Genomic DNA, 25,273 nt, shown 5'->3' with positions numbered 1-25,273 from the left:
CAGGAAGTATAGATATGGATAAAAAACCAGAATTTCACGGAAGTGATATTGAACAGATCTCAGAATACTACCATATACCGCAGGAGGACATCGTCAGTTTCGGCGCTAACGTCAATCCGCTCGGTCTCTCGGAATATGTTAAGGAACAGCTCGCCTCTCACCTCGATGTCATCACCCGCTACCCGGACCGCAATTACACGGCGCTCCGCCAGACGATCGGAACATACTGCCACGCGGACCCGGCACATATCGTCGTAGGGAACGGATCCACAGAGCTGATCTCCCTGCTCATCGGCCGGCAGAGGCCCAAAAAGGCGCTCGTCATCGGTCCGACTTACTCGGAGTACGCCCGGGAACTCTCTTTGGCAGGCGGTACGCTGGAATATTATAACCTGCGGGAAGACAGAGACTTTATCCTTGATATTCCGGATCTTCTGTCCGCCCTCACCCCGGAAACCGGACTGCTCATACTGTGCAATCCAAACAATCCTACTTCTTCCGCGCTCACCTGCGGTGAACTTGAGGAAATCATCCGGCCGTGCCGGGAAAGAGGCATCTTTGTGATGATCGATGAGACGTACGCGGAATTTGCTCCAGAGCCTGCGTCTGTCACCGCTATCGGGCTTATCCCGAAGTATGACAACTTTATGGTGATCCGCGGCGTGTCCAAATTTTTCGCGGCCCCGGGCCTCCGCTTCGGCTACGGGATCACAAGCAATGAGGATTTCCTCTCCTCCCTGCGCCGGCACCAGAATCCATGGAGCTTAAGCAGCGTAGGCGCCTTTGCCGGGGAGCTTATGCTCCAGGATGACGCCTATATAAAGAAGACATGGTCGCTCATTGATTCCGAGCGCTCCCGTCTGTACCGTGAACTATGCACGTGGAAGAGCGTCAAAGCGTACCGTCCAAGCGCCAACTTTATTCTCATCAGGCTCCTCCGGGAGGGACTCACCTCCTTCGATGTATTTGAATACGCCATCCGCCGCGGGCTTATGATACGTGACTGTTCCTCCTTTGAAAGCCTGGACGGAGAATATATCCGGTTCTGCATCATGAAGCCGGAGGACAATGACCGGCTCATGGCCTGTCTGAGAGAACGATTAAGCTCCTGAATCTCTCACGATATATCCGAAAAAAAAAGTCCGGCGGCAGTTTCTGACTGCCGCCGGTTCTATCGTCATCCTATAATTTCAATATGAGCGCCACGAAGGAAAGGTCCTCTGTCCCCGTATTCTTCAGGCCATGTCCGTCTCCGTCCCTGCAGAAGGTCACATCCCCCGCCTCCACCGGAACCGCCTTGCCGTTGTCATCATACATCCCGCTCCCGCTCAATATGTAATACGTCTCCGTCTCCCCGTGATGCTCGTGATATCCAAGCTCACAGTTCGGCTTTAAAGTCACACGGCTGAACATCTTACAGTGTTCCCCGAGCTGTTCTGCGCTTATGAGCGCTTCTTTCATAATAAATCCGGCTCCGCCGTTGGCACGCTCCACCGTAACGACTTCCCTTTCTCCTGCTTTCGTCATGCTGCTTCCTCCTTTTTCCTGTAACTGCTTACTATATTCATTGTAATATAGTACATTCTAAAATTCAAGTATGTTGAATTTTGAAACAATTTTGAAAGGGGTCTGACCCCCTCATATAGGAGGGGTCAGACCCCTTTCAAAATTTCGTTAATTGACGATCTTATAATACTCTCTGGCAGTAATTGCGAATACAATTGCGTAAAATATCGCAAAAACTACAACTGTTATTATCGTACATGTCAAAAACAGCGGTACATTTACCAGATTCAGTGTTGCCAGCATCTTTGTCATAACTTTGAATGCCACTGCGATATGGATGATCGCCACGATGAGCGGCAGGAAAAATACAGTCAGCACCTGGCTTCGTATGGAACGTTTCACTTCTTTTTTGTCCATGCCGACCTTCTGCATGATCTGGTAGCGTTCTTTGTCGTCATATCCTTCGGATATCTGCTTATAGTAAATGATGAGCACAGTCGCCATCAGGAACATGAGCCCGAGATAGATTCCAATAAACAGCAGACCGCCGTAAAGCATGTAGAAGCTTTCCACGCTTATATCCCTGCTTTCGCATACAGACGGAGATACTTCTGACTCGATCTGCTTCTGCATGGCTTTCATCGCGCTCAGGCATTTTTCATCGCTTCCACTTAAGTCGAGACGGACGATATACCGCACATTTCCCATCCGCTCGGTCCACGCATCATCCATCGTACTGTTCCCGTACGCTTCGTCCGTGATCTTCACTGTCTGCTGAAGATCCGGAACGACCATGTACATGCGCTCCACCACATTGGACTTATTCTTTCTCTCCAGTACCATATCTTTCAGCTCGCGGGCCACTTTGTACCGTCTGCTCCCGACCTGTATCGTATCTTTTCCGTATGTTCTGCCCGTCATGTATATGAGCGCTTCATCGTCTCCCAGTGATACGTCTTTCTTTTCAAATGTATTGTAATCCTCCAGAGGGATAACGCTCAGCTCAACCATGTCACTCATCCCATAGCTTCCGGTGTCTTCCAGGTGGACTTTATCTCCGTCTAATATTGCGGACATCTCGCCGGAACGGTATGCGACTTTATTCTTAACTGTCACGCCTGCTTTTTCAGTCTCCTGCGAGATGATCTGGCCGGTCCTTTCCATCCCTTCTTCCGTGGCCGCATAGTTGGTCACCCGGAACCGTTCCGGGAACCTCGTATTCAGTATATCATCCATACCGGCGTACAGAGAAACCGTCGTCGAGACCATCACGAGCACCATCGTGCTCAGGATACAGATATTGGCAAGCCCGACTGCATTCTGTTTCATCCGGTAGATCATGCCGGATACAGATGTAAAATGCTTCGTCTTATAATAAAATGACTTGTTTTTCCGAAGCGCCTTCAACAGCGCGATGCTGCCCGCGGTGAACAGTGCGTATGTCCCGAGGATAACGCAGATGACCGCCACAAAAAAGAACATGAGCGCTTCCAGAGGAGATTCCGTGGCAATGGCGATATAGTATCCGATCCCGATCGTCACAACGCCGAAAATCGTCAGCAGGATCTTTGTCTTCGGCTCTTTCTCCCCCTGGTTTCCTCCCCGCAGCAGCTCCACCGGATTTGCCAGATGTATCTGCATGAGATTATACAGCAGCGTCAGGGCAAATATGGCCGCAAACAGCAGGATCGTACGCGCGACGGATACCGGTGAGATCTCAAAGGACATATTTATTTTATAATGGAGGATCTTCAGCAGTACGAGGTACATAAGCTTACTGAATATCACGCCCGTTGCAAGCCCCACAGCGATGCTTGCGCCGGCTGTGATCAGAGATTCCACCGTCAGCATCTTTGCGATATGCCGCTTTCCCATCCCGAGAATGTTGTACACTCCAATCTCCTTTTTTCTACGTTTGATCAGGAAGCTGTTTGTGTAAAACAAAAAGATGACCGCAAACACGATGATAACGCCAAGGGCGTAATTCAGGCAGAGCCTCAGGCTTCCGTCCCCCACACTTTTATTTCTGGCGAGCGCATCCATGATATAGTACATCATCACCGTCAGAACCGCCGTCAGTATATAAGGGATATAGGTTTTCCGGTTATTTTTGATGTTCGTCAACGCAAGTTTGGAATATATGGACTTATTCACCCCTTTCACCTCCCGTAGTCAGAACAGTGAGTGTATCTGCTATCTTCTGGTACATCTGTTCATTCGTAAGGTTGCCCCTGTACAGCTGGTGGAATACCTCCCCGTCTTTTATAAAGAGCACTCTCTTTGCGTTGCTCGCAGCCTTTACACTGTGCGTCACCATGAGGATCGTCTGCCCCTCGTTATTGATCACGCCGAACAGGTTCATCAGTTCGTCTGCTGCCCTGGAATCAAGCGCCCCCGTCGGTTCGTCCGCCAGGATCAGCTGCGGCTTTGTAATGATGGCCCTCGCCACAGCCGCACGCTGTTTCTGTCCCCCCGACACCTCATACGGAAATTTATTCAGCAGACTTTTGATCCCGAGACTCTCTGCGATCGGCGCCAGCCTCTTTTCCATCTCTTCGTACTTCCTGCCCGAAAGCACCAGCGGAAGGAAGATATTATCCTTAAGAGAAAACGTATCCAGAAGATTAAAGTCCTGAAACACGAACCCGAGATTCTGCCGCCGAAACGCAGCAAGCTCCTTTTCTTTTACCTTGGACAGATCGTTTCCTTTCAGATACACTTTTCCCCCTGTCGGCTTATCGAGGGAAGCCAGAATGTTCAGCAGCGTCGTCTTGCCGGAACCGGACTCCCCCATGATCGCCACATACTCCCTCGGCTCCACAGAAAAGCTCACATTCTTAAGCGCCTCCACCTGATTCCCACCAAAACGGGTCGTGTATATTTTTCTGACATTTTTGACATCCAACAATGACATGTTCCATACCTACCTTTCTGTCTGTTCTGTTTTACAAGTTCATTATAATAAAAGAAGGAAATGCTCTGCCATTGATTTGACTTACATTTCCTTATCCTAAACTTACAATCGTGTAAGGTATGCGCCTACTCCGGCACGATCTCGTCTCTCTCCAGCGACAGAAATACTCTCGTGCCTGCGCCGACCTCCGACTCGATCCACAGTCCGTGGCCCAGCCTGTCCATAACTGTCTTGCACAGATACAGTCCGATTCCTGTAGACTTTTTATCCTTTCTGCCGTTGTATCCCGTAAAGCCCTTCTCAAACACGCGGGGAAGGTCCTCTTCCTGAATTCCGATACCGGTGTCTTCAATCACAAGAACTTCCGCCCCTCTGCTCTTGTCCGCATACACGGAAATACTGCCGGCCCTCGTATATTTGAGCGCGTTGGAGAGCAGCTGCTCCACCACAAACACAAGCCATTTCTCGTCCGTCAGCACCATATCTTCTGACGGCGTAAAGTCAAGCTTCATCTTCTGCAGAATAAACATCTGGGAATACTTGCGGACAGCCTGCCGCACAATATCGTCCAGGGAATACCACTGAAGCACCATGTCCGACGCCATATCCCCGAGGCGCAGATAAGAGAGCACCATCTCGACATACTGCTCTATCTTAAATAATTCCAGCTTTAATTCCTTCAGATGTGTCTGGTCTCCCGGCGTCTGCTCCTCCTCCCACGACTGCAGGAGGACGCGCATGGCGGCGATCGGCGTCTTGATCTGATGCGCCCACAGACTGTAGTAATCTATCATCTCCTGCCGTGCGATCTCCTCTTCCGATTCCATCTCCACCTTACTGTCAAAGAGTTCTTTGATCATGCTCTGGTAATCTTGTTCTATCAGGCCGAAAGCTTCCGGGAGCTCCGCCCAGACCGTCTTTATCTGCTTTCCGGCTTCCAGAAGCTTCCTGTGCCTGTCTGCATACCGTACAAATCCGATCCCCCCGTACAGCACAAACCATATGACAGACAAAAAGAACGCATACAGTACCGCGTCCAGCCGGACATTACTCAAATAGAAAACAACTGCAAATATGCCGATAAAACCGATATAGAGACATACGGATCTGATATGTTCCTTCAGATAATCACATAACAGCCTCATACTTCCACCATATATCCTATCCCTTTTTTTGTAGTGATCATGTCGCCGAGCCCTATCGTCTCCAGCCGCTTGCGCAGCCTTGCCACATTGACGGTGAGCGTATTGTCGTCGATAAACTCGTCGCTTTCCCAAAGCCGCTCTATGATATCATCCCGGGAGACGATCTGGCCTGCATGTTCCATAAGCGACTGCAGGATCTTAAATTCATTCTTCGTAAGTTCCAGCTTCTTTTCCCGGTATATGACAGCGGCATCATTGAGATTGAGCAGCACGCCCTTATGTTCGATCACATTGAGAGCTCCCTGAAACGAATACGTCCTCCGAAGCAGCGCCTGCACTTTCGCTGTCACCACATTCAAGTCAAACGGTTTTTCAATAAATTCATCCCCGCCCATATTCATGGCCATAACAATGTTCATATTGTCATTTGCAGAAGAGATAAAAATGATCGGCACCTTTGAAACCTTCCGTATCTCATTGCACCAGTGAAAACCGTTAAAAAACGGCAGCGCTATATCCAGCAGTACAAGCTGCGGATCATATTCTACAAACTCATTCATAACATTCTTAAAGTCTTCCACCGAACGGACTTCATAATCCCACTTGGACAAATGCCTCTCCAGCGCGCCCGCGATAGTCATATCATCTTCAACGACCAATATTTTATACATCATGTCTGCTCCCACTCTTTGAAATCTTTCATCCTGAAAATATTCTACAATATTTTGCACGCCTTGTGTAAAAAACACGGAAAATTCAATAAATCTTAACTTTTCCTCTCTGTTCCAAAACGCAACATCCGGCCGGAGGATTTGAACTTCTGCCCCGGCACAATACACAAGATCGGGGCACGGCTCCTTCTGGCATTGCCGTGCCCCGATCTCTCTTATATCTTTGCTATATCTATGAGCGTCAGTTTTCTTATGTCCGTATTCTCAAGACTTGTGATGAGCGCTTCTGCGGTATCTATCGCAGTCAGCACATTGACGCCGGTCTCAACGGCATTCCTTCTTATGATAAAACCGTCCTTTGACCGGTCCGCTCCCTGAGGCGGCGTATCGATGACGAGATCGATCTTGTGGCCGAGGATCAGGTCCATCAGATTCGGAGATTCCTGCTCTATCTTATTGACCGGGTTTGCCTTCACTCCTGCCTTATTCATGGCTTCCGCCGTACTGCGCGTGGCGAAAATGCGGTACCCGATCTTCTCAAAACGGCGCCCGATCTCCACTGCCTCCGGCTTATCTTCGTCACGTACCGTGATGATCATATTTTTATACTTCGGCAGCTTGATCCCGGCCCCGAGAAACGCTTTATAGAGTGCTTCGTCGAAAGTCTTCGCTATTCCGAGACACTCGCCTGTGGATTTCATCTCCGGCCCGAGGCTTATATCTGCCCCGCGGATTTTCTCGAACGAGAACACCGGCATCTTCACCGCGTAGTAATCAGCCTCCGGCTGAAGCCCGGGCGTATAACCGAGGTCTTTCAGTTTACCGCCGATGATGACCTTTGTTGCCAGCGGCACGATCGGTATGCCCGTCACCTTGCTGATATAAGGCACCGTACGGCTGGAACGGGGATTCACTTCAATGACATAGACATCCTCGCCGCAGACGATAAACTGAATGTTGATCAGACCGATAACATGCAGAGACTGCGCCAGCTTCCGCGTATAATCTTCTATCGTCTTTTTCGTTTTTTCAGAGATACTCTGTGCCGGATAGACGGAGATACTGTCGCCGGAATGGATGCCGGCCCGCTCAATATGCTCCATGATCCCCGGGATCAGGATATCCTCCCCGTCGCACACCGCGTCGACTTCTATCTCCTTGCCCTGCAGATACTTGTCTACCAGGATCGGATGATCCTGCGCTATCCGGTTTATGATTCCGATAAACTCGTCAATATCGTGGTCATTGATGGCGATCTGCATGCCCTGTCCGCCCAGCACATACGATGGCCGTACGAGCACAGGATAGCCGAGACGGTTCGCCACCTCTTTCGCTTCCTCTGCCGTGTATACCGTTCCTCCGGTCGGTCTCGGGATCCGGCACGCCTCCAGTATCTCATCAAAGCGTTCCCTGTCCTCCGCCGCATCTACATTCTCAGCAGATGTTCCGAGTATCGGAACGCCCATCTTCATGAGCGCTTCCGTGAGCTTTATGGCCGTCTGTCCTCCGAACTGCACCACAGCCCCGTCCGGTTTCTCCAGATCAACGATACTTTCTACGTCCTCCGGCGTCAGCGGCTCAAAATAGAGTTTATCTGCAATATCAAAGTCCGTGCTCACCGTCTCAGGGTTGTTGTTGACGATGATCGTCTCATACCCCTCTTTGGCAAACGCCCACGTACAGTGAACGGAACAGAAGTCAAATTCGATCCCCTGTCCGATACGGATGGGGCCGGAACCGAGCACGAGCACTTTTTTCCTCCCGCCGGTCTCCTCCACCTCATTCTCACTGCCGAACACGGAGTAATAATACGGCGTCTCGGCCGCAAACTCGGCCGCGCACGTATCTACCATCTTATAGGATGCCGTTATCCCGTACTCATGCCGCATATCATGAATCTGCCGTTCCGTGTTGCCTGTGAGCCCGGCAATGACATTGTCCGGGAACTCCAGCCGCTTTGCTTCCCGGAGCACCTCGGCAGATAATGTTGTATTCTGAAGCTTCTGCTCCATCTCCACGAGTATGGCTATCTTGTCGATAAACCACCTGTCTATCTTTGTCGCGCCGTGGATCTCATCGTACGTAAGCCCTTTGCGCACCGCCTCCGCGATCCTCCAGATGCGCATGTCGTCCACAGTCTCCAGCTGTTCCAGAAGTTCCTCTTTTGTCAAGCCGGAGAAATCGTATGACATCAGACTGTCCACATGCTGCTCCAGGGAACGGATCGCCTTCATGAGCGCCCCCTCAAAATTGTCACAGATGCTCATGACCTCCCCGGTCGCCTTCATCTGGGTCGTGAGTGTACGCTTCGCGCTGATAAACTTGTCAAACGGAAGCCGGGGAAGCTTAACGACGCAATAGTCAAGCATGGGCTCAAAGCTTGCGTACGTCTTCTTCGTGACCGCATTTTTGATCTCATCCAGCGTGTAGCCGAGCGCGATCTTTGCGGCAACCTTGGCGATCGGATATCCCGTTGCCTTGGAAGCAAGCGCAGACGAACGGCTCACACGCGGATTCACTTCTATGACACAGTATTCAAATGTATCCGGGTGCAGCGCATACTGCACGTTGCAGCCCCCGGTGATATTCAGCTCGCTTATAATGTTCAGCGCAGAGGTACGGAGCATCTGATATTCTTTATCCCCGAGCGTCTGTGACGGCGCCACCACGATACTGTCGCCGGTATGCACACCTACCGGATCAATATTTTCCATGTTGCACACAGTGATGCAGTTGCCGTTTCCGTCCCGCATCACTTCGTATTCGATCTCTTTCCACCCTGCAATGCAGCGCTCAACGAGTACCTGCCCCACGCGTGAAAGCCGGAGTCCGTTCTCCAGTATCTCCACAAGCTGTTCTCTGTCTCCTGCGATTCCGCCTCCGCTTCCCCCGAGCGTATATGCCGGGCGGAGCACGACCGGATAGCCGATCTTTTCAGCAAATCTCACCCCGTCGTCCACATGTTCCACTACGAGAGATGCCGCGCATGGCTCCCCGATCTTCTCCATCGTCGTCTTAAATTCCAGACGGTCCTCCGCTTTTTTGATCGTCTCCGTAGTGGTACCGATGAGACGTACGTTATTTCTCCTGAGAAATCCATTTTCATCCAGCTCCATGGCAAGGTTGAGGGCAGCCTGGCCTCCCAGAGTCGGCAGCACACTGTCCGGCTTCTCCTTCAATATGAGCTGCTCCACTACCTCGACGGTCAGCGGTTCAATATAGACACGGTCTGCGATATCCTTATCCGTCATGATCGTCGCCGGATTGGAGTTCAAAAGGACGACTTCCAGCCCTTCTTCCTTCAGAGAACGGCACGCCTGTGTCCCCGCATAGTCAAACTCTGCGGCCTGCCCGATGACAATGGGACCGGAACCTATCACGAGTACTTTCTTGATCTCTTTATTTCTGGGCATTATTTTGCTCCTTTCATCATATCCATAAATCTGTCAAACAGGTAACCTGAATCCTGAGGGCCCGGACATGCCTCCGGATGGAACTGCACGGTGAATATGTTCTTTCCGGTATAGGACAATCCTTCGTTCGTTCCGTCGTTTACATTGACAAACGCCTCCTCGGCCACTGCAGGGTCCATGGAACTGCCGTCCACGGCATATCCGTGATTCTGTGAGGAAATGTATACCCGGTTGTTGCTCAGATCCTTCACCGGATGATTTCCCCCGCGGTGTCCGTATTTCAGCTTATACGTCTTCCCTCCGTTGGCTAGCGCCATCAGCTGGTGCCCAAGACAGATCGCAAAGATCGGTATGTTCGTATTGTACAGTTTCTTGATTTCTTTAATGACAGACACACAGGCCGCCGGGTCTCCAGGGCCGTTTGACAACATGATTCCGTCCGGATTAGATTGAATGATCGTCTCAGCTGGTGTGTCGGCCGGATAGACAGTCACTTCACACCCTCTTCGATTTAAAGATCTGGCAATATTATTTTTCGCCCCGAAATCCATAAGTGCCACTTTCGGACCGCTGCCTTCTAAGATATAAGTTTCCCCGCAGGTTACTTCAGATACGACATCGCCTATTGTGTAGGCTTTTAATTTTGGAATGATCTCATCCAGGTCATAGCTCTCATTGGTGGTGATCATAGCGTTCATTGTTCCCTTTTCTCTCAGGATCTTCGTAAGAGCACGAGTGTCGACCCCTGCGATTCCCGGAATATCCTGTTTCTCCAGAAAGTCCTGTATCGAACCCGCAGAACGGAAATTACTGGGCATCCTGGATAACTCTCTTACAATATATCCGTCCGGCCACGCCTTCTTCGATTCCATATCCGGCGTGATACCATAATTGCCGATGAGCGGATAAGTCATAACCACGGCCTGTCCGGCATAAGAAGGGTCAGTTAACACCTCAAGATACCCTGTCATCGAGGTATTAAACACGATCTCACTGATCATGTCCCTTTTGGAACCTATGCTGGTTCCGCTAAAGACGGTTCCGTCCTCCAATATAAGAAATGCTTTCATATATTCACCCTTTCCCTTCCATAACTGTATACTATTGTGGCTTGACGGCAGCAGCACTTTTGCGAATATGCGGTCTGCGCAGAATAAAAGGCAGTGTGTGCAAGCACAACCGCCTCCCCATATGCTGCTGACTATCTTTGTCTGCACAAATTGTAAAAATTATACTACAGTTTCCGAGTTTTTTCAACTATAAATATTTTGTTTTCGGGCGGCAGATTTGTCTTTCGTCTCCACAGGGTTAGTAATTCTTTAAAAAGTATGCTATAATAGAACAGTAACCGCTGTTTGCTTAATATTTCGATCTTTTTCAAATGGCTCTTTAGTTAAAGAAAGTATGGTGTATATATGTATAAGGTTAATGACGTTGTTGTTTATGGCTGCAGTAAAGTTTGTTTTATCAAGAAGATCGGCACTCCGGACTTCATGAGCAAACCACAGAACTATTACTGGCTCCAGCCGGTGGGTGATACGACGACAATGCTGTACGTGAAGACCGAGCACGAGGACAAAATGCGGTCTATTCTGACCAAAGGCCAGGCAGACGAACTGATGCGTGAATTACCGGAAATGGAAGAAATGTACGACAGCTCCAACAAAGTACGTGACAGAGAATATATTCAGGTCATGAAGTCCAGAGACTGCGGCGAATGGCTCAAGATGTGGAAGGGCATAACCGTTGAAAAAATGCGCAAGGAACAGGACGGCAAGAGTCTGAACGCCAGTGATGAAAGTAACTTAAAGCGGGTGCAGGACTGTATATCCTCCGAGTTCTCCGCGGTTTTTCAGACTACAAAGGATAAGATAGTCTCGAGAATGAGGCATTCTCTTGGCGCTGAACTGATCTCTTTATGATAAAGTAAAAATATACGGCGGCAAAAAGCTCCCCTGTGTTCTTCCGGAACAGTGGGGAGCCTTTCTTTATTTATACTGCCAGTAAATTGTGATCTTATTTAATTCCGCCTCATCCATATACTGGTACTTAACCTCTGTCAGGCCGTACCAGTCTGCCAGATTCTGCGCGGCACGTTTTATCTGGGTTCCGAAGATGTCCTCCCGTCCCTGCTCATAAAGACGCCTGTCAGCAAACTTGAAAACGACCGGATTGCCTTTTTCCAGGATCACGTCATTCATTGCGCGAAGCGCTTTTTCACCGTCATATTCCGTATAATACATTCCGTTGACATTATAGTAATTAAAGTCCATCTTGACGCACTCGGGCATCGGCACTTCTGTGTCGGGCGTATGGGTCTTTCTAAGCTCCTCATCGTCGCAGCACATATAATCATAGCTGATATAGGAAGGGTCTATCTCTCCTCCCTCCGACGCCTGAAACACAGGATCCCCCCACGTCGTGTCCACATAGTAGTAGTCTCCCCGGCATTTCACGAGATTCCACGCGTGGCTCTGTCCCCCGGATGTCGTCCCTGTCACGTAAGTACAGAATACGCCGAGCCGTTCCAGCAGATACTGCGTCGCTTTTGAATACCCGGCACAGACGGATTTTTTGTTGACAAACACACTGTATATATTTTGATTATCCTCAGATGCAATATCGTAATCTACCGTATCTACAATATATTCATACACATACAGTATCTTATCATAGTCCGATGCCCCTTCCCCGATGCCGGAGAGGCAGTCGTTTACGGCACTCTCGATCTCCGCTTTTTTCCGCGTCTTTTCTTCCTCTGCGTAGGAGTATACAGGCTGAAGGACTGTATAAGTCTCCTGGCCTTCGTACGACGTGCTCTTTGTAGTACCGTCGCACCAGAATATCTCCGGAAAATCTTTCAGGACATATTGGAATATTGTGTTGGTCCTGTCGGCGTCGGCTGCGTGTACGTAGATCTCTTCTACATTCATCTTAACTCCCTGGGCTATTTCTTTGTACGCAGTCTGCTCCGCCTCGTCAAGCTGCCGGTAATAATATTTCTGGGCCAGTTCCGCATCTGTTATGGAAATCTCCTGAAACGGGATCTGCCTCGCGCTGTTCATCCCCTTTGCCACGCCTTCCGCAAGACCCTTTTTAACGCCTTTGCCGAGGAAGCCTCCCATCGCAGCCAGTACGACAATGCAGAACATCACGGCCAGACCGATGACGGCACTGATGCATCCTGATTTTCTCTTTCTTCTTCCCATGCCTGCTCCTTTACTGTTTCATATAATTATATTCAATTCTATATAAATACACAACCATTAATCTGCTGTAACTTTTCCGGTTCCATTCACATAAGATAACAGTAACAGAGTCTCTACGAGGTACTGACATGAATGAAATGAACCCGAATCTGCCTGATACACCTGATAAAGGACGGCTTAAGATCAGCATCACATCCGAAGTCACGGCTTATCCCGTCAATGACGCTACCATATCCATCTCTTACACCGGCGTTCCCGACAGCCAGCTGGAACAGCTGAATACAGATGCCTCCGGACAGACGGATACCGTTGAGCTGGCTGCTCCGCCTCTGGAGTACAGCCTCAACCCCGCCATAGAGGAGCAGCCTTATGCCGAGTATACACTTCAGGTCGATGCACCCGGTTTTGAGCCGATCAGCATTGCCGGCGCAGAGATTCTTCCTGACGTTACGGCGCTGCAGAACATACAGCTTCGTCCCCTGACCGATCCGGAAAACGCGGAAAACGTATTTGTAATACCCGCACACACATTATATGGCGTTTATCCGCCCAAAATACCGGAAGAGGAGATAAAACCTGTGGATGAGAGCGGTGAAATCGTTCTGAGCCGGGTCGTCGTCCCCGAATATATCGTTGTCCACGACGGAAGCCCGAGAGATACAACAGCCCAGAACTATTATGTCAAATACAAGGATTATATTAAAAATGTGGCTTCCAGCGAAATATATGCCACATGGCCGGAGGACACGATCCGGGCAAATGTCCTTGCCATCATGTCCTTTACATTAAACAGGGTATATACAGAATGGTACCGGAACCAGGGATATGATTTTACGATCACTTCCTCAACAGCATTTGACCATAAATGGATCCCTGAACGGAACTTCTTTGACACGATCTCAGCGATCGTAGACGAATTATTTTCCAACTATCTTTCCAGGCCGAACGTGCGCCAGCCGATCCTGACGCAGTACTGCGACGGACGCCGGGTACAGTGTCCGAACTGGATGACTCAGTGGGGCAGCAAATCGCTTGGCGATCAGGGATACAGCCCTATTGAAATTCTCCGCTATTATTACGGAGACGATATGTACATTAATACAGCAGAAGCCGTGTCCGGTATCCCATCCTCCTGGCCCGGTTATAACCTTGAGATCGGCGCGTCAGGCGACAAGGTGCTGCAGATGCAGGAACAGCTCAATGTCATAGCCGGAGCATATCCGGCGATTCCAAAAATAACCGCGGACGGTGTATATGGTCCTGCCACGGAGGCTGCCGTACGCAAGTTCCAGTCCGTATTCGGCCTCCCCGAGACCGGGATCGTCGATTACCGTACATGGTACAAAATATCCGAGATATATGTGGGTGTATCCAGAATAGCCGAGCTTCAGTGATTGGGAGTTTTGTTGGGGATGTTTGAGGGGATCGCAGCGTACGGCTGGGGAAGGGCGGCGGGGAACTGTGGGACGGTCGGTGCGCTTGCAATCCGTAAGGGAAGAAGACGTGGCAGAGACAGACACCGACAGAATTCCACAGGAAATCTGGATGATTTCCTGTGTCAGCTGTCTCAGAAACTGCACTTGTAGTGCAGTTTCTGGTCTGTCTCTGCCGCGTCTTCTTCCCTAACGGCTTGACAAAGCTCCCTCCAACGCCCCACAGTCCCCCGCCGCCCTTCCCCAGCCTGACACTCCACGTAACTCAAATTTCTCCAACATGTGACACTCCCTCGGGCAAGATCCAATGGATCTGCACTGTCGTTATAACTTCTTTATGTTCCAGATGTTGGTACTGTAACCGCCACCTTACATACAAAACCATAACCCGTTTCCCAGATACACGTCCATCCATCTGGACACCCCAGGGGATTCCTCCCATTGGGAGGTGTTTAGAAATCTGGATGATGAACAGGCAAAGGGGCGGGTGCACAGGGGGGTAAAAGCGCGTTCGGAGGCAGGCGTGGGAGCCGTTGCTGCAGAAAGAGCCGGAATCAGACACGGGAATGTTATCTCAAATAACATTCCCGAGAGCCTCTGAGGCAGGAAATCCTTTCAGGATTTCATACCGAATAGGCTCGGTTGTCTGATTCCGGCTCTTTCTGCAGTTACGGATACCCGGCTGCCGGAGCGCTCTTTTACCCCCCTGTGCACCCGCCCCTTTGCCGTCCACCGCCAGTCAAAAAACATCCCCCAACAAAAATCCCCATTTATTAACAATATCTTCAAAGTTTAAACACATATTTCTCACATTTTCCTCTTATACTAATAATTGTTCAGAAGAACAAACTTAAAATTCTTTTTCATAACTTTTCCTAAAGGACTGCACCTCCCAAAAAAGCAGTCCTTTTTTAATGCCCTGCAGCGGTCGTGAAAATGTTTATAAAAAACAGAAAGCCATAATTGACTTTCTGCCGTATTCTCAATTTTTACTTGTCCGGTCCAAACTGATACCCTTTCCCACGCACTGCCCTGATGGTGTAGCCGCTCCCCTGCAGCCGCGCGCGCACACGGGACAGATGGCTCTTTACCACGCGGGCATCGTCCACAGCGGGCAGATTCCACACTGCTTCATACAGGACCTCTTTGGGAATGGTATATTCCTCATTTTGTACCAGATACCGCAGCAGCGCAAATTCCTTGGCGCTGAGCAGCAGGTCCGCACCGTTCAAATAAGCCCGCCCTGCCAGCACCTCCAGCGTGAGCGGCCCCCGTTTCAGTGTTTTTACCTGCTCAATGGCCCTCTGGTTCCGGCGGGCAAGCTGAAGCTGGGCTTTGACACGGGCCACAAACTGGTCCATGTTATACGGTTTCGTAATGTAGTCACTGCCGCCTGCCGTCAATCCTTCTACAATTTCGTGATCCTCATCCAGCGCTGTCAGAAACAGTACCGGAGCGGCAGTCAGCTCCTGGATCTCCCTGCAAAACTCTATGCCGCTGCCGTCAGGCAGCATGATGTCCAGCACGAGCACGTCAGGCGTCTCTTCGGACAGCCTCTGCCCCGCCTCGCAGAGCGTTCCGGCGCAAAGAACTGTGAAGCCTTCCGCTTCCAGGATACGCCGGTTCGTGCGTAATATCGCCTCGTTGTCCTCCACAAGAAGAACAATGCCTTTTTTATCCATGTTTTCACGTCCTCCCACGGCCCCTGTCCCGGGACGTTTAAAAAAACACCCGCCGTATATCATTGTACATGACAAAGACCATCAGCGCCATGAGCAGCATAATACCTACCAGATGCACATAGCCTTCTTTCTCCGGAGGAACCCGTTTTCCTCTGATCATTTCTATAAAGAGGAAGACAAGACGTCCCCCGTCAAGCGCCGGCAGCGGAAGAAGGTTCATAACTCCCAGGTTTGCAGACAGCAGGATCGATATATTCATCAGCTGTGCCAGCACGATGAGAAAACCATACGATTTGCTCTGCTGGTATGTGCTGTCCACCGCATCCACGATCCCGACGGGACCTGACAGCTGGTCAACGCCTATCTGGCCTGTCACAAGCATTTTTAAGCTTTCCATTGTCGTACATATCCAGAACTTCACCTCGTACGCTCCGTACTGCAGCGCAGTTCCGATATTTGCCTTTGTATTTGAGCCTCCGCCGATCCCGATACGGTAATAGTCACTCTCCTTGTCAAGCTTCGGCGTCAGTGTGGCTGTCTCTTTTTTTCCGTCATGGAGATACGTGACTTCTACTTTTTCTCCCTGATGAAACTGATTATAAAAATTGATCTCACGGAAAATGTTGATCTTCTTTCCGCCCATTTTCACGATCGTATCGCCCGGCTCAATTCCGGCCTCCTGGGCCGGGAATCCACTGTCCACACTCTGGACTACGGGTTTATCATAACCTACCATCACGATCAGGATCACCGCAAACACAAATGCCAGTATAAAGTTAAATACAGGCCCTGCCGCAATGACAGAAATTCTCGCCCATACGGGCTTATTGTTAAAATTACCAGGTGAATCCGTCGCCTCTTCATCTTCTCCCATCATACAAGAACCGCCCAGCGGAAGCAGCTTTATACAGTATCTCGTTCCTCTATACTCTTTAGAAAATAGTGTAGGCCCCATCCCGATGGAAAATTCCTCCACATCGATGCCATTCTTCTTAGCCAGTGAAAAATGTCCGAGCTCGTGGAAAAATACAATGAAGCTGAAAATGATAATTGCAAATATGATACCCAAAACTTATGTCTTACCTCCTGCTTTCAATCCGCTCATAAGTCGCTCTCTCCGTGTCAAATATCTGCTCCAGAGTCGGCTCTTTTATATTCTTATGCGCTTTCATACAATCTTCTATGATCTCTATTATTTCCAGATACTTGATCTCCCGGTTCAAAAACTGCTTAACAGCCAGCTCGTTCGCCGCGTTGAAGACAGTCGGGAGTGTTCCTCCCGCCCGCCCCGCGTCATAGGCAAGCTTAAGCCCGTAAAATGTATCCATATCCGGCTTTTCAAAATCCAGCCTGCCAAGGCTCCAGAAATCGAGCCGCTCTCCCGGCAGATACCGTCTCTTAGGGTAGTACAGCGCGTACTGGATCGGAAGCTTCATATCCGGAGTGCCAAGCTGCGCCATGACCGCTCCGTCCACGTATTCTACCATGGAATGGATAATGCTCTGCGGCTGGACGACGACCTGCACCTGATCCACATCCACGCCAAACAGCCATTTTGCTTCTATGACTTCCAGACCTTTGTTGACCATGGTGGAGGAATCTATCGTGATCTTCTGCCCCATACTCCAGTTCGGATGCCTCAATGCGTCTTCCACCCGTACGTTGAGCAGATCTTCTTCTCTTTTTCCCCGGAACGGCCCGCCGGACGCTGTCAGCAGTATCCTGTTTACCGCTTTTGCCTCGTTCCCTCTGAGCGACTGGAAAATGGCGCTGTGTTCGCTGTCTACCGGAAGGACCGATACATGATTCTCCTCTGCCAGCGGCATAATAATATGGCCTGCCGTCACAAGCGTCTCTTTGTTCGCAAGCGCAATATTTTTACCGGCTCTGACCGCTTCCACCGTCGGCCGTATACCGATCATGCCGACAATGGCTGTCACTAGTATCTCCACATCGCTCATGGTTGATACTTCGATCAGTCCCTCCATTCCGGACACGACCTTCATATCCGTATCCCGGACTCTTGCGCGCAGTTCCTTTGCTTTTTCCTCTGTCCAGACAGCGATCAGCCGCGGATGGAACTCTCTCGCCTGCTTTTCCAGAAGCTCCACATTACTGCCTGCCGCCAGGCCGAGAACTTCTATATCTTTATTTTCTCTTACGACTTCCAGAGTCTGTGTACCAATCGAACCGGTAGAACCTAATATGGCAATTTTCTTCATAGGATACCTCTCTCATTAAGCATATTATTTAAGCAAATTATGCAAGATATGTTGCAAGATAGTAAATGATCGGCGCCGTGAATATCACGCTGTCAAACCGGTCCAGTATTCCCCCATGGCCGGGTATGAGTTTCCCGTAGTCTTTGATGTCATGATTTCTCTTCACAGCAGAAGCCGCAAGGTCGCCGACCTGGGATATCGCTCCGCCCACGCCGCATATGACGGCGTAATAAAGGGGACTTACCGACATTCCCGCCCAGGCATTCACGCCGAGCGCCAGCAGCGCCCCAAGCAGCGCCGCCCCCGCGATCCCACCGATTCCGCCCTCCACAGACTTCTTCGGGCTCAGCTTCGGCGCCATCTTGTGTTTTCCAAAAAGCATGCCGACACAGTACGCACACGTATCACACCCCCAAGAACTGAGGAAGATAAGACACACAAGCACGCCTCCGTCCTCAAGCATCCTGGTCTGATAGATATAAGACAGCATGACAGCCACATAGAAAAATCCGAAAAACACGGTCATGACCTGCTCTGCCCTGTAGGAAGGGAAAGAAAATACATATACTGCCATAAGGAGTACGAGGAATAAAATGGAAAGCATCGTATTCAACTTGAGATTTCCTGACAAGATAAGCCCATAATAGGCAGCCGAGACAAGATATCCCGCAAATCCAAGAATTTTATTCTGTACGTTCACTACTTTATATAATTCATACATACCGATCAGACTGACAGCTGCCAGAAAGCCCAGTAATACATATCCGCCATGGCCCACTAACGCAATCAGTACAATGACCAGTATGATTCCGCTCACCAGTCTTGTCTTAAACATCCTGTTCCTCCTTCACTCCTCCGTAACGTCTGTCTCTAGCATTATATTGCGCGACAGCTTTTACCAATTCCTCTTTTGTAAAGTCCGGCCAGAGTATTTCCGTAAAATAGAACTCCGTATATGCCATCTGCCAGAGCAGATAATTGGAAAGTCTCTGTTCTCCGCTCGTGCGGATCAGCAGATCCGGATCTGGAATGTCATGTGTGTCGAGATAATGCTCAAACAGCGTCTCATCAATATCATCCGCTTTAATCCTGCCGGAGGCACAGTCCTCTGCCAGCCTCCTCACGGCTCTCACCATCTCATCCCGGCTGCCGTAATTGATGGCGATCTGGAAATTAAGCCCTTTGTTGTTCTTCGTCGCCTCGACCAGTTCTGCTATACGCCCCCGGATATCGTCGTCCAGGCGGCTCAGGTCTCCGATCACCCTTATCTTCATATCATTCTTTGCGGCTGTCTTCAGACATGTCTTCATATAATTCCGAAGCAGCTTCATAAGCGCATCTACTTCATCCTGCGGACGGTTCCAGTTCTCTGTGGAAAACGCATACACCGTCAGGTACTTGATGCCCATACGGTAAGCTTCCTCACATATCCGCTCCACATTTTTACTCCCCTGTGCATGCCCGTAATTGCGCGGCATGCCTTTTGACTTTGCCCAACGTCCGTTTCCATCCAGAATGATGGCAACATGCTGTGGTACATTCATGAACGATTTCTCCTCTCGCATACGAAAGACAGGTACCGTTCCTGTAAAACCGGTACCCGTCTCCACTTACTGTTAAACAGTCATTACTTCTTTTGACTTTGCTTCTACTGCTTTGTCCACTTCTTTAATAAACTTATCGGTAAGCTTCTGAAGTTCATCTTCCAGATCCTTGATCTCATCTTCCGATACCTCGGAACCTTTCAGCTTCTTCAGCGTATCATTTCCGTCACGTCTTATATTGCGGATGGCTACCTTGGCATTCTCTCCCTTTTTCTTCACGTCCTTGGCAAGTTCCTTTCTGCGCTCCTCTGTAAGTTCCGGGAAGGCAAGACGGATGGCAGAACCGTCATTTGTAGGATTGATGCCGAGATCCGAAGTCATGATCGCCTTTTCGATCTCCTTCACCATGCTTTTCTCCCACGGCTGGATATGGATCATACGTGCTTCCGGCACAGACACATTTGCCACCTGCTGTATCGGTGTCGGTGTCCCGTAGTAATTCACCATGATCTTATTGAGCACGTTCGGGTTTGCACGGCCTGCGCGGATCGCAGCAAGCTCTCCTTCAAGGCTGGCGATCGTCTTGTTCATCTTATCATCATATACTTTCAATTTCTCATCCATTATTAACTTCCTCCTTTATTAAACTGTCACTTTTGTACCTGAAAATGTGCCTGTCATCGTCTCCACAATGCTGTTCTCTTCGTTCAGGCCGAACACAAGCATCGGCATCTTGTTCTCCAGACACATAATGGACGCCGTAAGGTCCACCGCCATCAGTTTTTTGTCAATGATCTCCTGTATCGATATCTCGTCATATTTTTTCGCGGACGGATTCACTTTCGGATCACTGTCATAGATGCCGTCGATCGCCTTCGCGAGAAGCATGGCATCCGCCTCTATCTCGATCGCCCTGAGCACAGCGCCGGTATCGGTAGAAAAATAAGGATGGCCGGTACCGCCTGCAAAGAAAATGACCTTTCCTTCTTCAAGCGCCGCAAGCGCCGCATCTTTTGAAAATAATGCAGTGAACGCACCGCACACAAACGGGGTAAACACCTCTGTCTTCATGCCCGCGTAACGGAAGATATCCGACACATAGATACAGTTCATCACCGTAGCCAGCATCCCGATCTGGTCCGCCTTCACACGGTCTATCGTCTCGCTTGTCCTCCCGCGCCAGAAGTTGCCGCCTCCGGTCACAACAGCGACCTGGATGCCGTCATCGACAAGCTGCTTCACCTGACGCGCCACACCCATGCATGTCGCCTCGTCGAATCCGGTCTTTTTATCTCCCGCAAGGGCTTCTCCGCTGAGTTTTAACAATACTCTCTTCATACGTTTTGCTCCTTATTCTGTTATCGTATTCATGCCTTTGCATACTTGTTCCAAGTATAACACAGGTTTTTAAAAAATGCTATATCTTACGTTTCATTATAAAGAAATACATGGCAATGAGAAGAAGCCCCGCCAGAAGCCACGCCGCAGGGCTGGCAAGACATATTCCCGCATAGCTGCCGAAACGGGACGCCGTTACCGCCGCGGCACTTCTTCCGACCAGCTCCGCTACCCCGGCCAGCATTGGGAGTACGCCGAATCCCATCCCCTGAAGTCCGTTTCGGTACACATTCACAAATACAAGCGGCACAAACGAGATACCGACACACTTCAGGTAGATGTCCACATACTCTGTGATCTGCCCTACATTGTCCGACACAAACAGCACGGTCATATATTTACCCGCAGCTATGACGATAATGCCTGTCACAACAGCATAGGCAATGCCGATCCACGTTGCGGAGCGAAATCCTGCCCTCACGCGCTCAATCTTTCTTGCCCCTGTATTCTGCGCACAGTAGGTGGCCATCGTCGTCCCTATCGCCACATATGCCTGAGTGACGATCTGTTCGATCTTGTTGGCAGCCGCAAATCCGGCCACGGCTACCGAACCGAGCATATTGAGTGCAGACTGTACGATGATCGTCCCCACCGCTGTGATCGAAAATTGAAGCGCCATGGGAATGCCGATCTTCAGCTGCCACTTGGCAAGACTTTTATTCACCTTCCAGTCTTCCCTGTGCGGATGCAACTCCGGCATCCGCTTCACAATATAGGCAAGGCAGAGCAGACCCGATACTCCCTGGGAGATCACAGTGGCGTAAGCCGCCCCTGCCGCCCCCATCCTGAATACGATGATGAACACAAGGTCAAGGACAATATTTAAGATCACGGCCAGTATGAGGAAATAGAGCGGTCTTTTACTGTCTCCCACCGCCCTCAGGATACCGGCCAGAAGATTGTAGAGCACCTGCGCTGTGATCCCGCCGCATATGACCATAATATATCCATACGCCTCCCCATACATATCAGAAGGCGTGTTCATCCAGTTCAGGACATGTCTCATCATGACCATGCTTACGACCGTAAGCAGCACAGACACAACCGCGGCCAAAACCGCGGCAGATGCCACGGACTGGCGGACCGCACGCATATTTCCCGCCCCATAGTGCTGTGCCGTGATCACCGTAAATCCTGCGGTCAGTCCGAGAAGAAACCCTAATATGAGGAACATGAGCGTCCCGCACGCTCCCACAGCCGCCAGCGCCTCATTTCCGACAAACTTTCCGACGATGACAGTATCTACCATACTGTACAGCTGTTGAAAAATATTCCCGATAAATATAGGTATCGTAAAGTTCAGTATGATCCTGGCGGGCTTTCCGACTGTCATATCTCTTTCCATCATTGTCTTCCTTTCTCTTTGCGCAAACTTTAAACATTATATAAAAAATATGACCTGTTTTCAATATCCTATCTGCCGAAAATATCCGGTACACACGCCTGTAAATCGTCATTTCTCCCTTACACGTGATCTCAGTTTTCATTGACATGTCTTTCTCATTATGTTATAACATAATTATATTATTACTTTATTTATTAAGAAAGGATGAAAGCATATGAATAATTACACCAAAGCCGATACTCCTACTTTCTATTTTATAGGAGTCACAACCTCAAAATCTTCTATCATGAACGTTTTTCCGAAATGGGCCGGCGAACTGAAACTTGATGCCATTATCAAAGGATTTGACTTCATTCCCCACTCTCCCGCAAAAGATTACCGGGAGGCAGTCGACTTTATTAAACACGATCCCAACTCACTCGGCGCACTTGTGACCACACATAAGATAGACCTTTATAATGCCTGCAAAGACCAGTTCGACTATCTGGACCCCTATGCGCAAAAGCTCGGAGAGATCTCCTCCATCAGCAAAAAAGACGGAAAACTGTGCGGACACGCAAAAGACCCTATTTCAAGCGGACTTGCCCTGGAGCATTTTGTACCTGAAAACTACTGGGCAGATCATGACGGCGATGTACTGCTGATGGGCGCCGGCGGCTCCTCGCTTGCCATGTCACTTTATTTCAGCCAGAGCAGACCTGGAGGCAATGTGCCAAAACATATCATCATCGCTAACAGAAGCGTTCCCCGCCTTGAGACGGCAAAACAAATATTAAGTGACTTAAATCCAGATATTCATTTTGACTTTGTACATAATCCGACGCCGGCAGACAATGACCGGACGCTGGCCGCGCTGAAACCACATTCCCTGATCGTCAACGCCACCGGTCTTGGAAAGGACGGTCCCGGCTCCCCGCTCACCAACGCCTGCTGTTTCCCGCCAGACAGTCTCGTCTGGGAGATAAATTACCGCGGTGACCTGCTCTTTAAGGAACAGGCAGAACGGCAGGCCGCACAAAAACGGCTGCACGTGGAAGACGGGTGGATATATTTTATCCACGGATGGACGCAGGTTATCTCAGAAGTTTTCCACATACCGATCGACACAGAACTCATTGACAGATTGAGTATGATCGCCCGCCAATGACCACAGCAGATAAGGAGCTGACTATGACGTATATCCAGACCGTCACAGGACGGATGCCGCCGGAATCTCTTTGTTTCTGCCACTGCCATGAACATCTGATGATAACAAAAGGCCGGTCTTATCTTATCAACAAAGCCCTCTGTATCGACAACTATGAGAAGACACTTACAGAGCTCGTACAGTTCCGCACGGGCGGCGGAACCACTATCGTGGACGCGCAGCCCGGCGGATGCGGCCGGGACGCAGACGCCCTGTACCGGCTTGGACAGGAATCGGGCGTACAGATCATCGCATCCGCGGGATTTCACAAGATGATCTTCTATCCGCGGGGCCACTGGATCTTTGACATCCGCAGAGAGGCGCTGGCAGAACTCTTTCTGCGCGAGCTTACGGAAGGAATGTACACAGACTGCGATGAAACATGGCCGAGACGCACATGCGGCGCGAAAGCCGGGATCATCAAGTGCGCATATGACGCGTGCGGATTGGTTTTGCAGTACGGGAAATTATTTGACGCTGCCGTTGACGCTGCCATCCGCACAGGAGCCCCTCTAATGGTGCATATAGAACGAGGGGCCGCACCGCTTAAGCTTATGTCATACCTGGACAGAAGACAGATGCCCCTTAACCGCGTCATCTTCTGCCACATGGACCGCGCGGAGGATGATCTTGCCGTCCACAAAGAAGTATGCCGGCACGGCATATATCTCGAGTATGACACGATAGGACGTTTTAAATATCACAGCGACGAGAGGGAAGCCGAGATATTTGCCGAGATGTTTGCGGCCGGATATGAGGACCATATCCTCTTCTCTCTTGACACGACAAGAGAGCGGCTGAAAAGTTACACGCCCGAAGGGATCGGACTCACCTACATACTGGACACTTTTGTCCCCCTTCTGAAAAGCAAGGGAATAACAGAAGCACAGCTGAAAAAAATATCCTGCACAAACTGCCGGAAAATTCTAACGTTTGACAAAGCCAACTGACTAAGAAAGGAGTATGCAATATGAACATTATGGAACAGATCCGACATCACAGGCTTGTGCCTGTGATCAAATTAGATGAGGCTTCCGATGCCGCGCCTCTCGCGGAAGCGCTCTGTGAAGGAGGACTTCCGGTGGCAGAGATCACTTTCCGGACGGAAGCCGCAAAGGATGCCATCAGACTTATGACCAGACAAAACCCGCAGATGCTTGTAGGCGCAGGCAGCCTTACAAATGCCGGGCAGGCAGAGCAGGCGGTGGATGCGGGCGCCTCTTTTCTCGTCTCTGCCGGCTTTTCACGGCAGGTGACAGAATTTGCGCTGGATAACAATATCCCTGTGTTCCCGGGTATCTGCACCCCTACAGAACTTATGCTTCTTGTGGAATACGGCCTGCCTGTCGCAAAGTTCTTCCCTGCCGAACAGTACGGAGGACTCAAAACCATCAAGGCCTTGTCCGCTCCTTTCCCGAACATGAGCTTCATGCCCACCGGAGGCATCGGTCCTGAGAACATCACAGACTATCTGGCCTTCTCAAAAATCATAGCCTGCGGAGGCAGCTGGATGGTAAAGGATTCCATGATCCGCGGCCATGAATTTGACAAGATCAGGGCTTTGACAAAAGAGGCGGTCGGCCTTGTACAGAAGGAGGCATAACG

23 protein-coding genes are annotated in these 25,273 nt (G+C 50.0%); 7 read left to right on the top strand and 16 right to left on the bottom strand.

Annotation, left to right across the window (positions count from 1 at the left end):
• Positions 1 to 14: 14 nt before the first annotated feature.
• Positions 15 to 1,112 (top strand): pyridoxal phosphate-dependent aminotransferase, encoded by a 1,098-nt coding sequence (locus tag LAJLEIBI_RS06665; RefSeq protein ID WP_006443870.1) that lies wholly within the window; start codon positions 15 to 17, stop codon positions 1,110 to 1,112.
• Positions 1,113 to 1,182: 70 nt separating this feature from the next.
• Here the strand turns inward: LAJLEIBI_RS06665 and LAJLEIBI_RS06660 are convergent, their stop codons facing one another.
• From LAJLEIBI_RS06660 to LAJLEIBI_RS06630, 7 genes are all read right to left on the bottom strand, one after another.
• A complete protein-coding gene (locus LAJLEIBI_RS06660) occupies positions 1,183 to 1,527 on the bottom strand; it encodes a cupin domain-containing protein (protein ID WP_006443869.1) in 345 nt (114 codons plus the stop codon).
• Between the two features lie 147 nt (positions 1,528 to 1,674).
• Positions 1,675 to 3,660 (bottom strand): ABC transporter permease, encoded by a 1,986-nt coding sequence (locus LAJLEIBI_RS06655; RefSeq protein ID WP_040435172.1) that lies wholly within the window; start codon positions 3,658 to 3,660, stop codon positions 1,675 to 1,677.
• The gene (locus LAJLEIBI_RS06650) at positions 3,653 to 4,420 is read right to left on the bottom strand and encodes an ABC transporter ATP-binding protein (protein WP_006443867.1); all 768 of its coding nucleotides are present in this window, start codon (positions 4,418 to 4,420) and stop codon (positions 3,653 to 3,655) included. The genes LAJLEIBI_RS06655 and LAJLEIBI_RS06650 overlap by 8 nt, the downstream gene beginning before the upstream one ends.
• Positions 4,421 to 4,545: 125 nt before the next feature.
• Complete coding sequence (locus LAJLEIBI_RS06645) at positions 4,546 to 5,565, bottom strand: sensor histidine kinase (protein WP_006443866.1); 1,020 nt, start codon at positions 5,563 to 5,565, stop codon at positions 4,546 to 4,548.
• The gene (locus tag LAJLEIBI_RS06640; RefSeq protein ID WP_040435677.1) at positions 5,562 to 6,236 is read right to left on the bottom strand and encodes a response regulator transcription factor; all 675 of its coding nucleotides are present in this window, start codon (positions 6,234 to 6,236) and stop codon (positions 5,562 to 5,564) included. Before LAJLEIBI_RS06640 ends, LAJLEIBI_RS06645 begins: the two co-directional genes overlap by 4 nt.
• Positions 6,237 to 6,451: 215 nt before the next feature.
• Complete coding sequence (carB, locus tag LAJLEIBI_RS06635; RefSeq protein WP_006443864.1) at positions 6,452 to 9,649, bottom strand: carbamoyl-phosphate synthase large subunit; 3,198 nt, start codon at positions 9,647 to 9,649, stop codon at positions 6,452 to 6,454.
• Complete coding sequence (locus tag LAJLEIBI_RS06630) at positions 9,649 to 10,719, bottom strand: carbamoyl phosphate synthase small subunit (protein WP_006443863.1); 1,071 nt, start codon at positions 10,717 to 10,719, stop codon at positions 9,649 to 9,651. Before LAJLEIBI_RS06630 ends, carB begins: the two co-directional genes overlap by 1 nt.
• Before the next feature lie 345 nt (positions 10,720 to 11,064).
• Here LAJLEIBI_RS06630 and LAJLEIBI_RS06625 point away from each other — a divergent pair, with 345 nt between their 5' ends.
• Positions 11,065 to 11,571 (top strand): CarD family transcriptional regulator, encoded by a 507-nt coding sequence (locus LAJLEIBI_RS06625; protein ID WP_006443861.1) that lies wholly within the window; start codon positions 11,065 to 11,067, stop codon positions 11,569 to 11,571.
• Between the two features lie 66 nt (positions 11,572 to 11,637).
• On the opposite strand, the gene LAJLEIBI_RS06620 is transcribed toward LAJLEIBI_RS06625, so the two are convergent.
• The gene (locus LAJLEIBI_RS06620) at positions 11,638 to 12,858 is read right to left on the bottom strand and encodes a transglutaminase domain-containing protein (RefSeq protein WP_006443860.1); all 1,221 of its coding nucleotides are present in this window, start codon (positions 12,856 to 12,858) and stop codon (positions 11,638 to 11,640) included.
• Positions 12,859 to 12,986: 128 nt separating this feature from the next.
• On the opposite strand from LAJLEIBI_RS06620, the gene LAJLEIBI_RS06615 reads away from it, so the two are divergent.
• A complete protein-coding gene (locus LAJLEIBI_RS06615; protein WP_006443858.1) occupies positions 12,987 to 14,252 on the top strand; it encodes a peptidoglycan-binding domain-containing protein in 1,266 nt (421 codons plus the stop codon).
• Positions 14,253 to 14,270: 18 nt separating this feature from the next.
• The gene (locus LAJLEIBI_RS18050; protein WP_006443857.1) at positions 14,271 to 14,444 is read left to right on the top strand and encodes a hypothetical protein; all 174 of its coding nucleotides are present in this window, start codon (positions 14,271 to 14,273) and stop codon (positions 14,442 to 14,444) included.
• Between the two features lie 836 nt (positions 14,445 to 15,280).
• Here the strand turns inward: LAJLEIBI_RS18050 and LAJLEIBI_RS06610 are convergent.
• The 8 genes from LAJLEIBI_RS06610 to LAJLEIBI_RS06575 form a co-directional block, all read right to left on the bottom strand.
• A complete protein-coding gene (locus LAJLEIBI_RS06610) occupies positions 15,281 to 15,973 on the bottom strand; it encodes a response regulator transcription factor (protein ID WP_040435171.1) in 693 nt (230 codons plus the stop codon).
• Between the two features lie 37 nt (positions 15,974 to 16,010).
• The gene (gene rseP, locus LAJLEIBI_RS06605) at positions 16,011 to 17,042 is read right to left on the bottom strand and encodes an RIP metalloprotease RseP (RefSeq protein ID WP_006443852.1); all 1,032 of its coding nucleotides are present in this window, start codon (positions 17,040 to 17,042) and stop codon (positions 16,011 to 16,013) included.
• Between the two features lie 10 nt (positions 17,043 to 17,052).
• A complete protein-coding gene (locus LAJLEIBI_RS06600) occupies positions 17,053 to 18,195 on the bottom strand; it encodes a 1-deoxy-D-xylulose-5-phosphate reductoisomerase (protein WP_006443851.1) in 1,143 nt (380 codons plus the stop codon).
• Between the two features lie 37 nt (positions 18,196 to 18,232).
• On the bottom strand, positions 18,233 to 19,030 hold the full coding sequence (locus LAJLEIBI_RS06595) for a phosphatidate cytidylyltransferase (protein ID WP_006443850.1): 798 nt from the start codon (positions 19,028 to 19,030) through the stop codon (positions 18,233 to 18,235).
• On the bottom strand, positions 19,023 to 19,760 hold the full coding sequence (locus LAJLEIBI_RS06590; protein ID WP_006443849.1) for an isoprenyl transferase: 738 nt from the start codon (positions 19,758 to 19,760) through the stop codon (positions 19,023 to 19,025). Before LAJLEIBI_RS06590 ends, LAJLEIBI_RS06595 begins: the two co-directional genes overlap by 8 nt.
• A gap of 51 nt (positions 19,761 to 19,811) precedes the next feature.
• Positions 19,812 to 20,363, bottom strand: coding sequence for a ribosome recycling factor (frr, locus tag LAJLEIBI_RS06585; RefSeq protein WP_006443847.1), 552 nt, complete (start codon positions 20,361 to 20,363; stop codon positions 19,812 to 19,814).
• 18 nt (positions 20,364 to 20,381) lie between these two features.
• Positions 20,382 to 21,077: a UMP kinase gene (gene pyrH, locus LAJLEIBI_RS06580; protein ID WP_006443845.1), complete on the bottom strand. Its 696-nt coding sequence runs from the start codon at positions 21,075 to 21,077 to the stop codon at positions 20,382 to 20,384.
• 79 nt (positions 21,078 to 21,156) lie between these two features.
• The gene (locus LAJLEIBI_RS06575) at positions 21,157 to 22,482 is read right to left on the bottom strand and encodes an MATE family efflux transporter (protein ID WP_040435169.1); all 1,326 of its coding nucleotides are present in this window, start codon (positions 22,480 to 22,482) and stop codon (positions 21,157 to 21,159) included.
• A gap of 214 nt (positions 22,483 to 22,696) precedes the next feature.
• Between LAJLEIBI_RS06575 and LAJLEIBI_RS06570 the strand changes: the two genes are divergently transcribed.
• The 3 genes from LAJLEIBI_RS06570 to eda are packed head-to-tail and all read left to right on the top strand — an operon-like array spanning position 22,697 to position 25,271.
• Complete coding sequence (locus LAJLEIBI_RS06570) at positions 22,697 to 23,629, top strand: shikimate dehydrogenase family protein (protein WP_006443842.1); 933 nt, start codon at positions 22,697 to 22,699, stop codon at positions 23,627 to 23,629.
• A gap of 23 nt (positions 23,630 to 23,652) precedes the next feature.
• The gene (locus LAJLEIBI_RS06565) at positions 23,653 to 24,618 is read left to right on the top strand and encodes a phosphotriesterase family protein (protein WP_050765522.1); all 966 of its coding nucleotides are present in this window, start codon (positions 23,653 to 23,655) and stop codon (positions 24,616 to 24,618) included.
• 20 nt (positions 24,619 to 24,638) lie between these two features.
• Positions 24,639 to 25,271 carry a bifunctional 4-hydroxy-2-oxoglutarate aldolase/2-dehydro-3-deoxy-phosphogluconate aldolase gene (gene eda, locus LAJLEIBI_RS06560; RefSeq protein WP_006443840.1) on the top strand — a complete coding sequence of 211 codons (633 nt, stop codon included), beginning with the start codon at positions 24,639 to 24,641 and terminating at the stop codon, positions 25,269 to 25,271.
• The last annotated feature ends 2 nt before the right edge of the window (positions 25,272 to 25,273 follow it).

The organism is [Clostridium] hylemonae DSM 15053 (assembly GCF_008281175.1).
Lineage (GTDB): Bacteria > Bacillota > Clostridia > Lachnospirales > Lachnospiraceae > Extibacter > Extibacter hylemonae.
The sequence above is the reverse complement of the archived record's forward strand: the minus strand, read 5'-3'. Positions and strand labels throughout refer to the sequence as shown.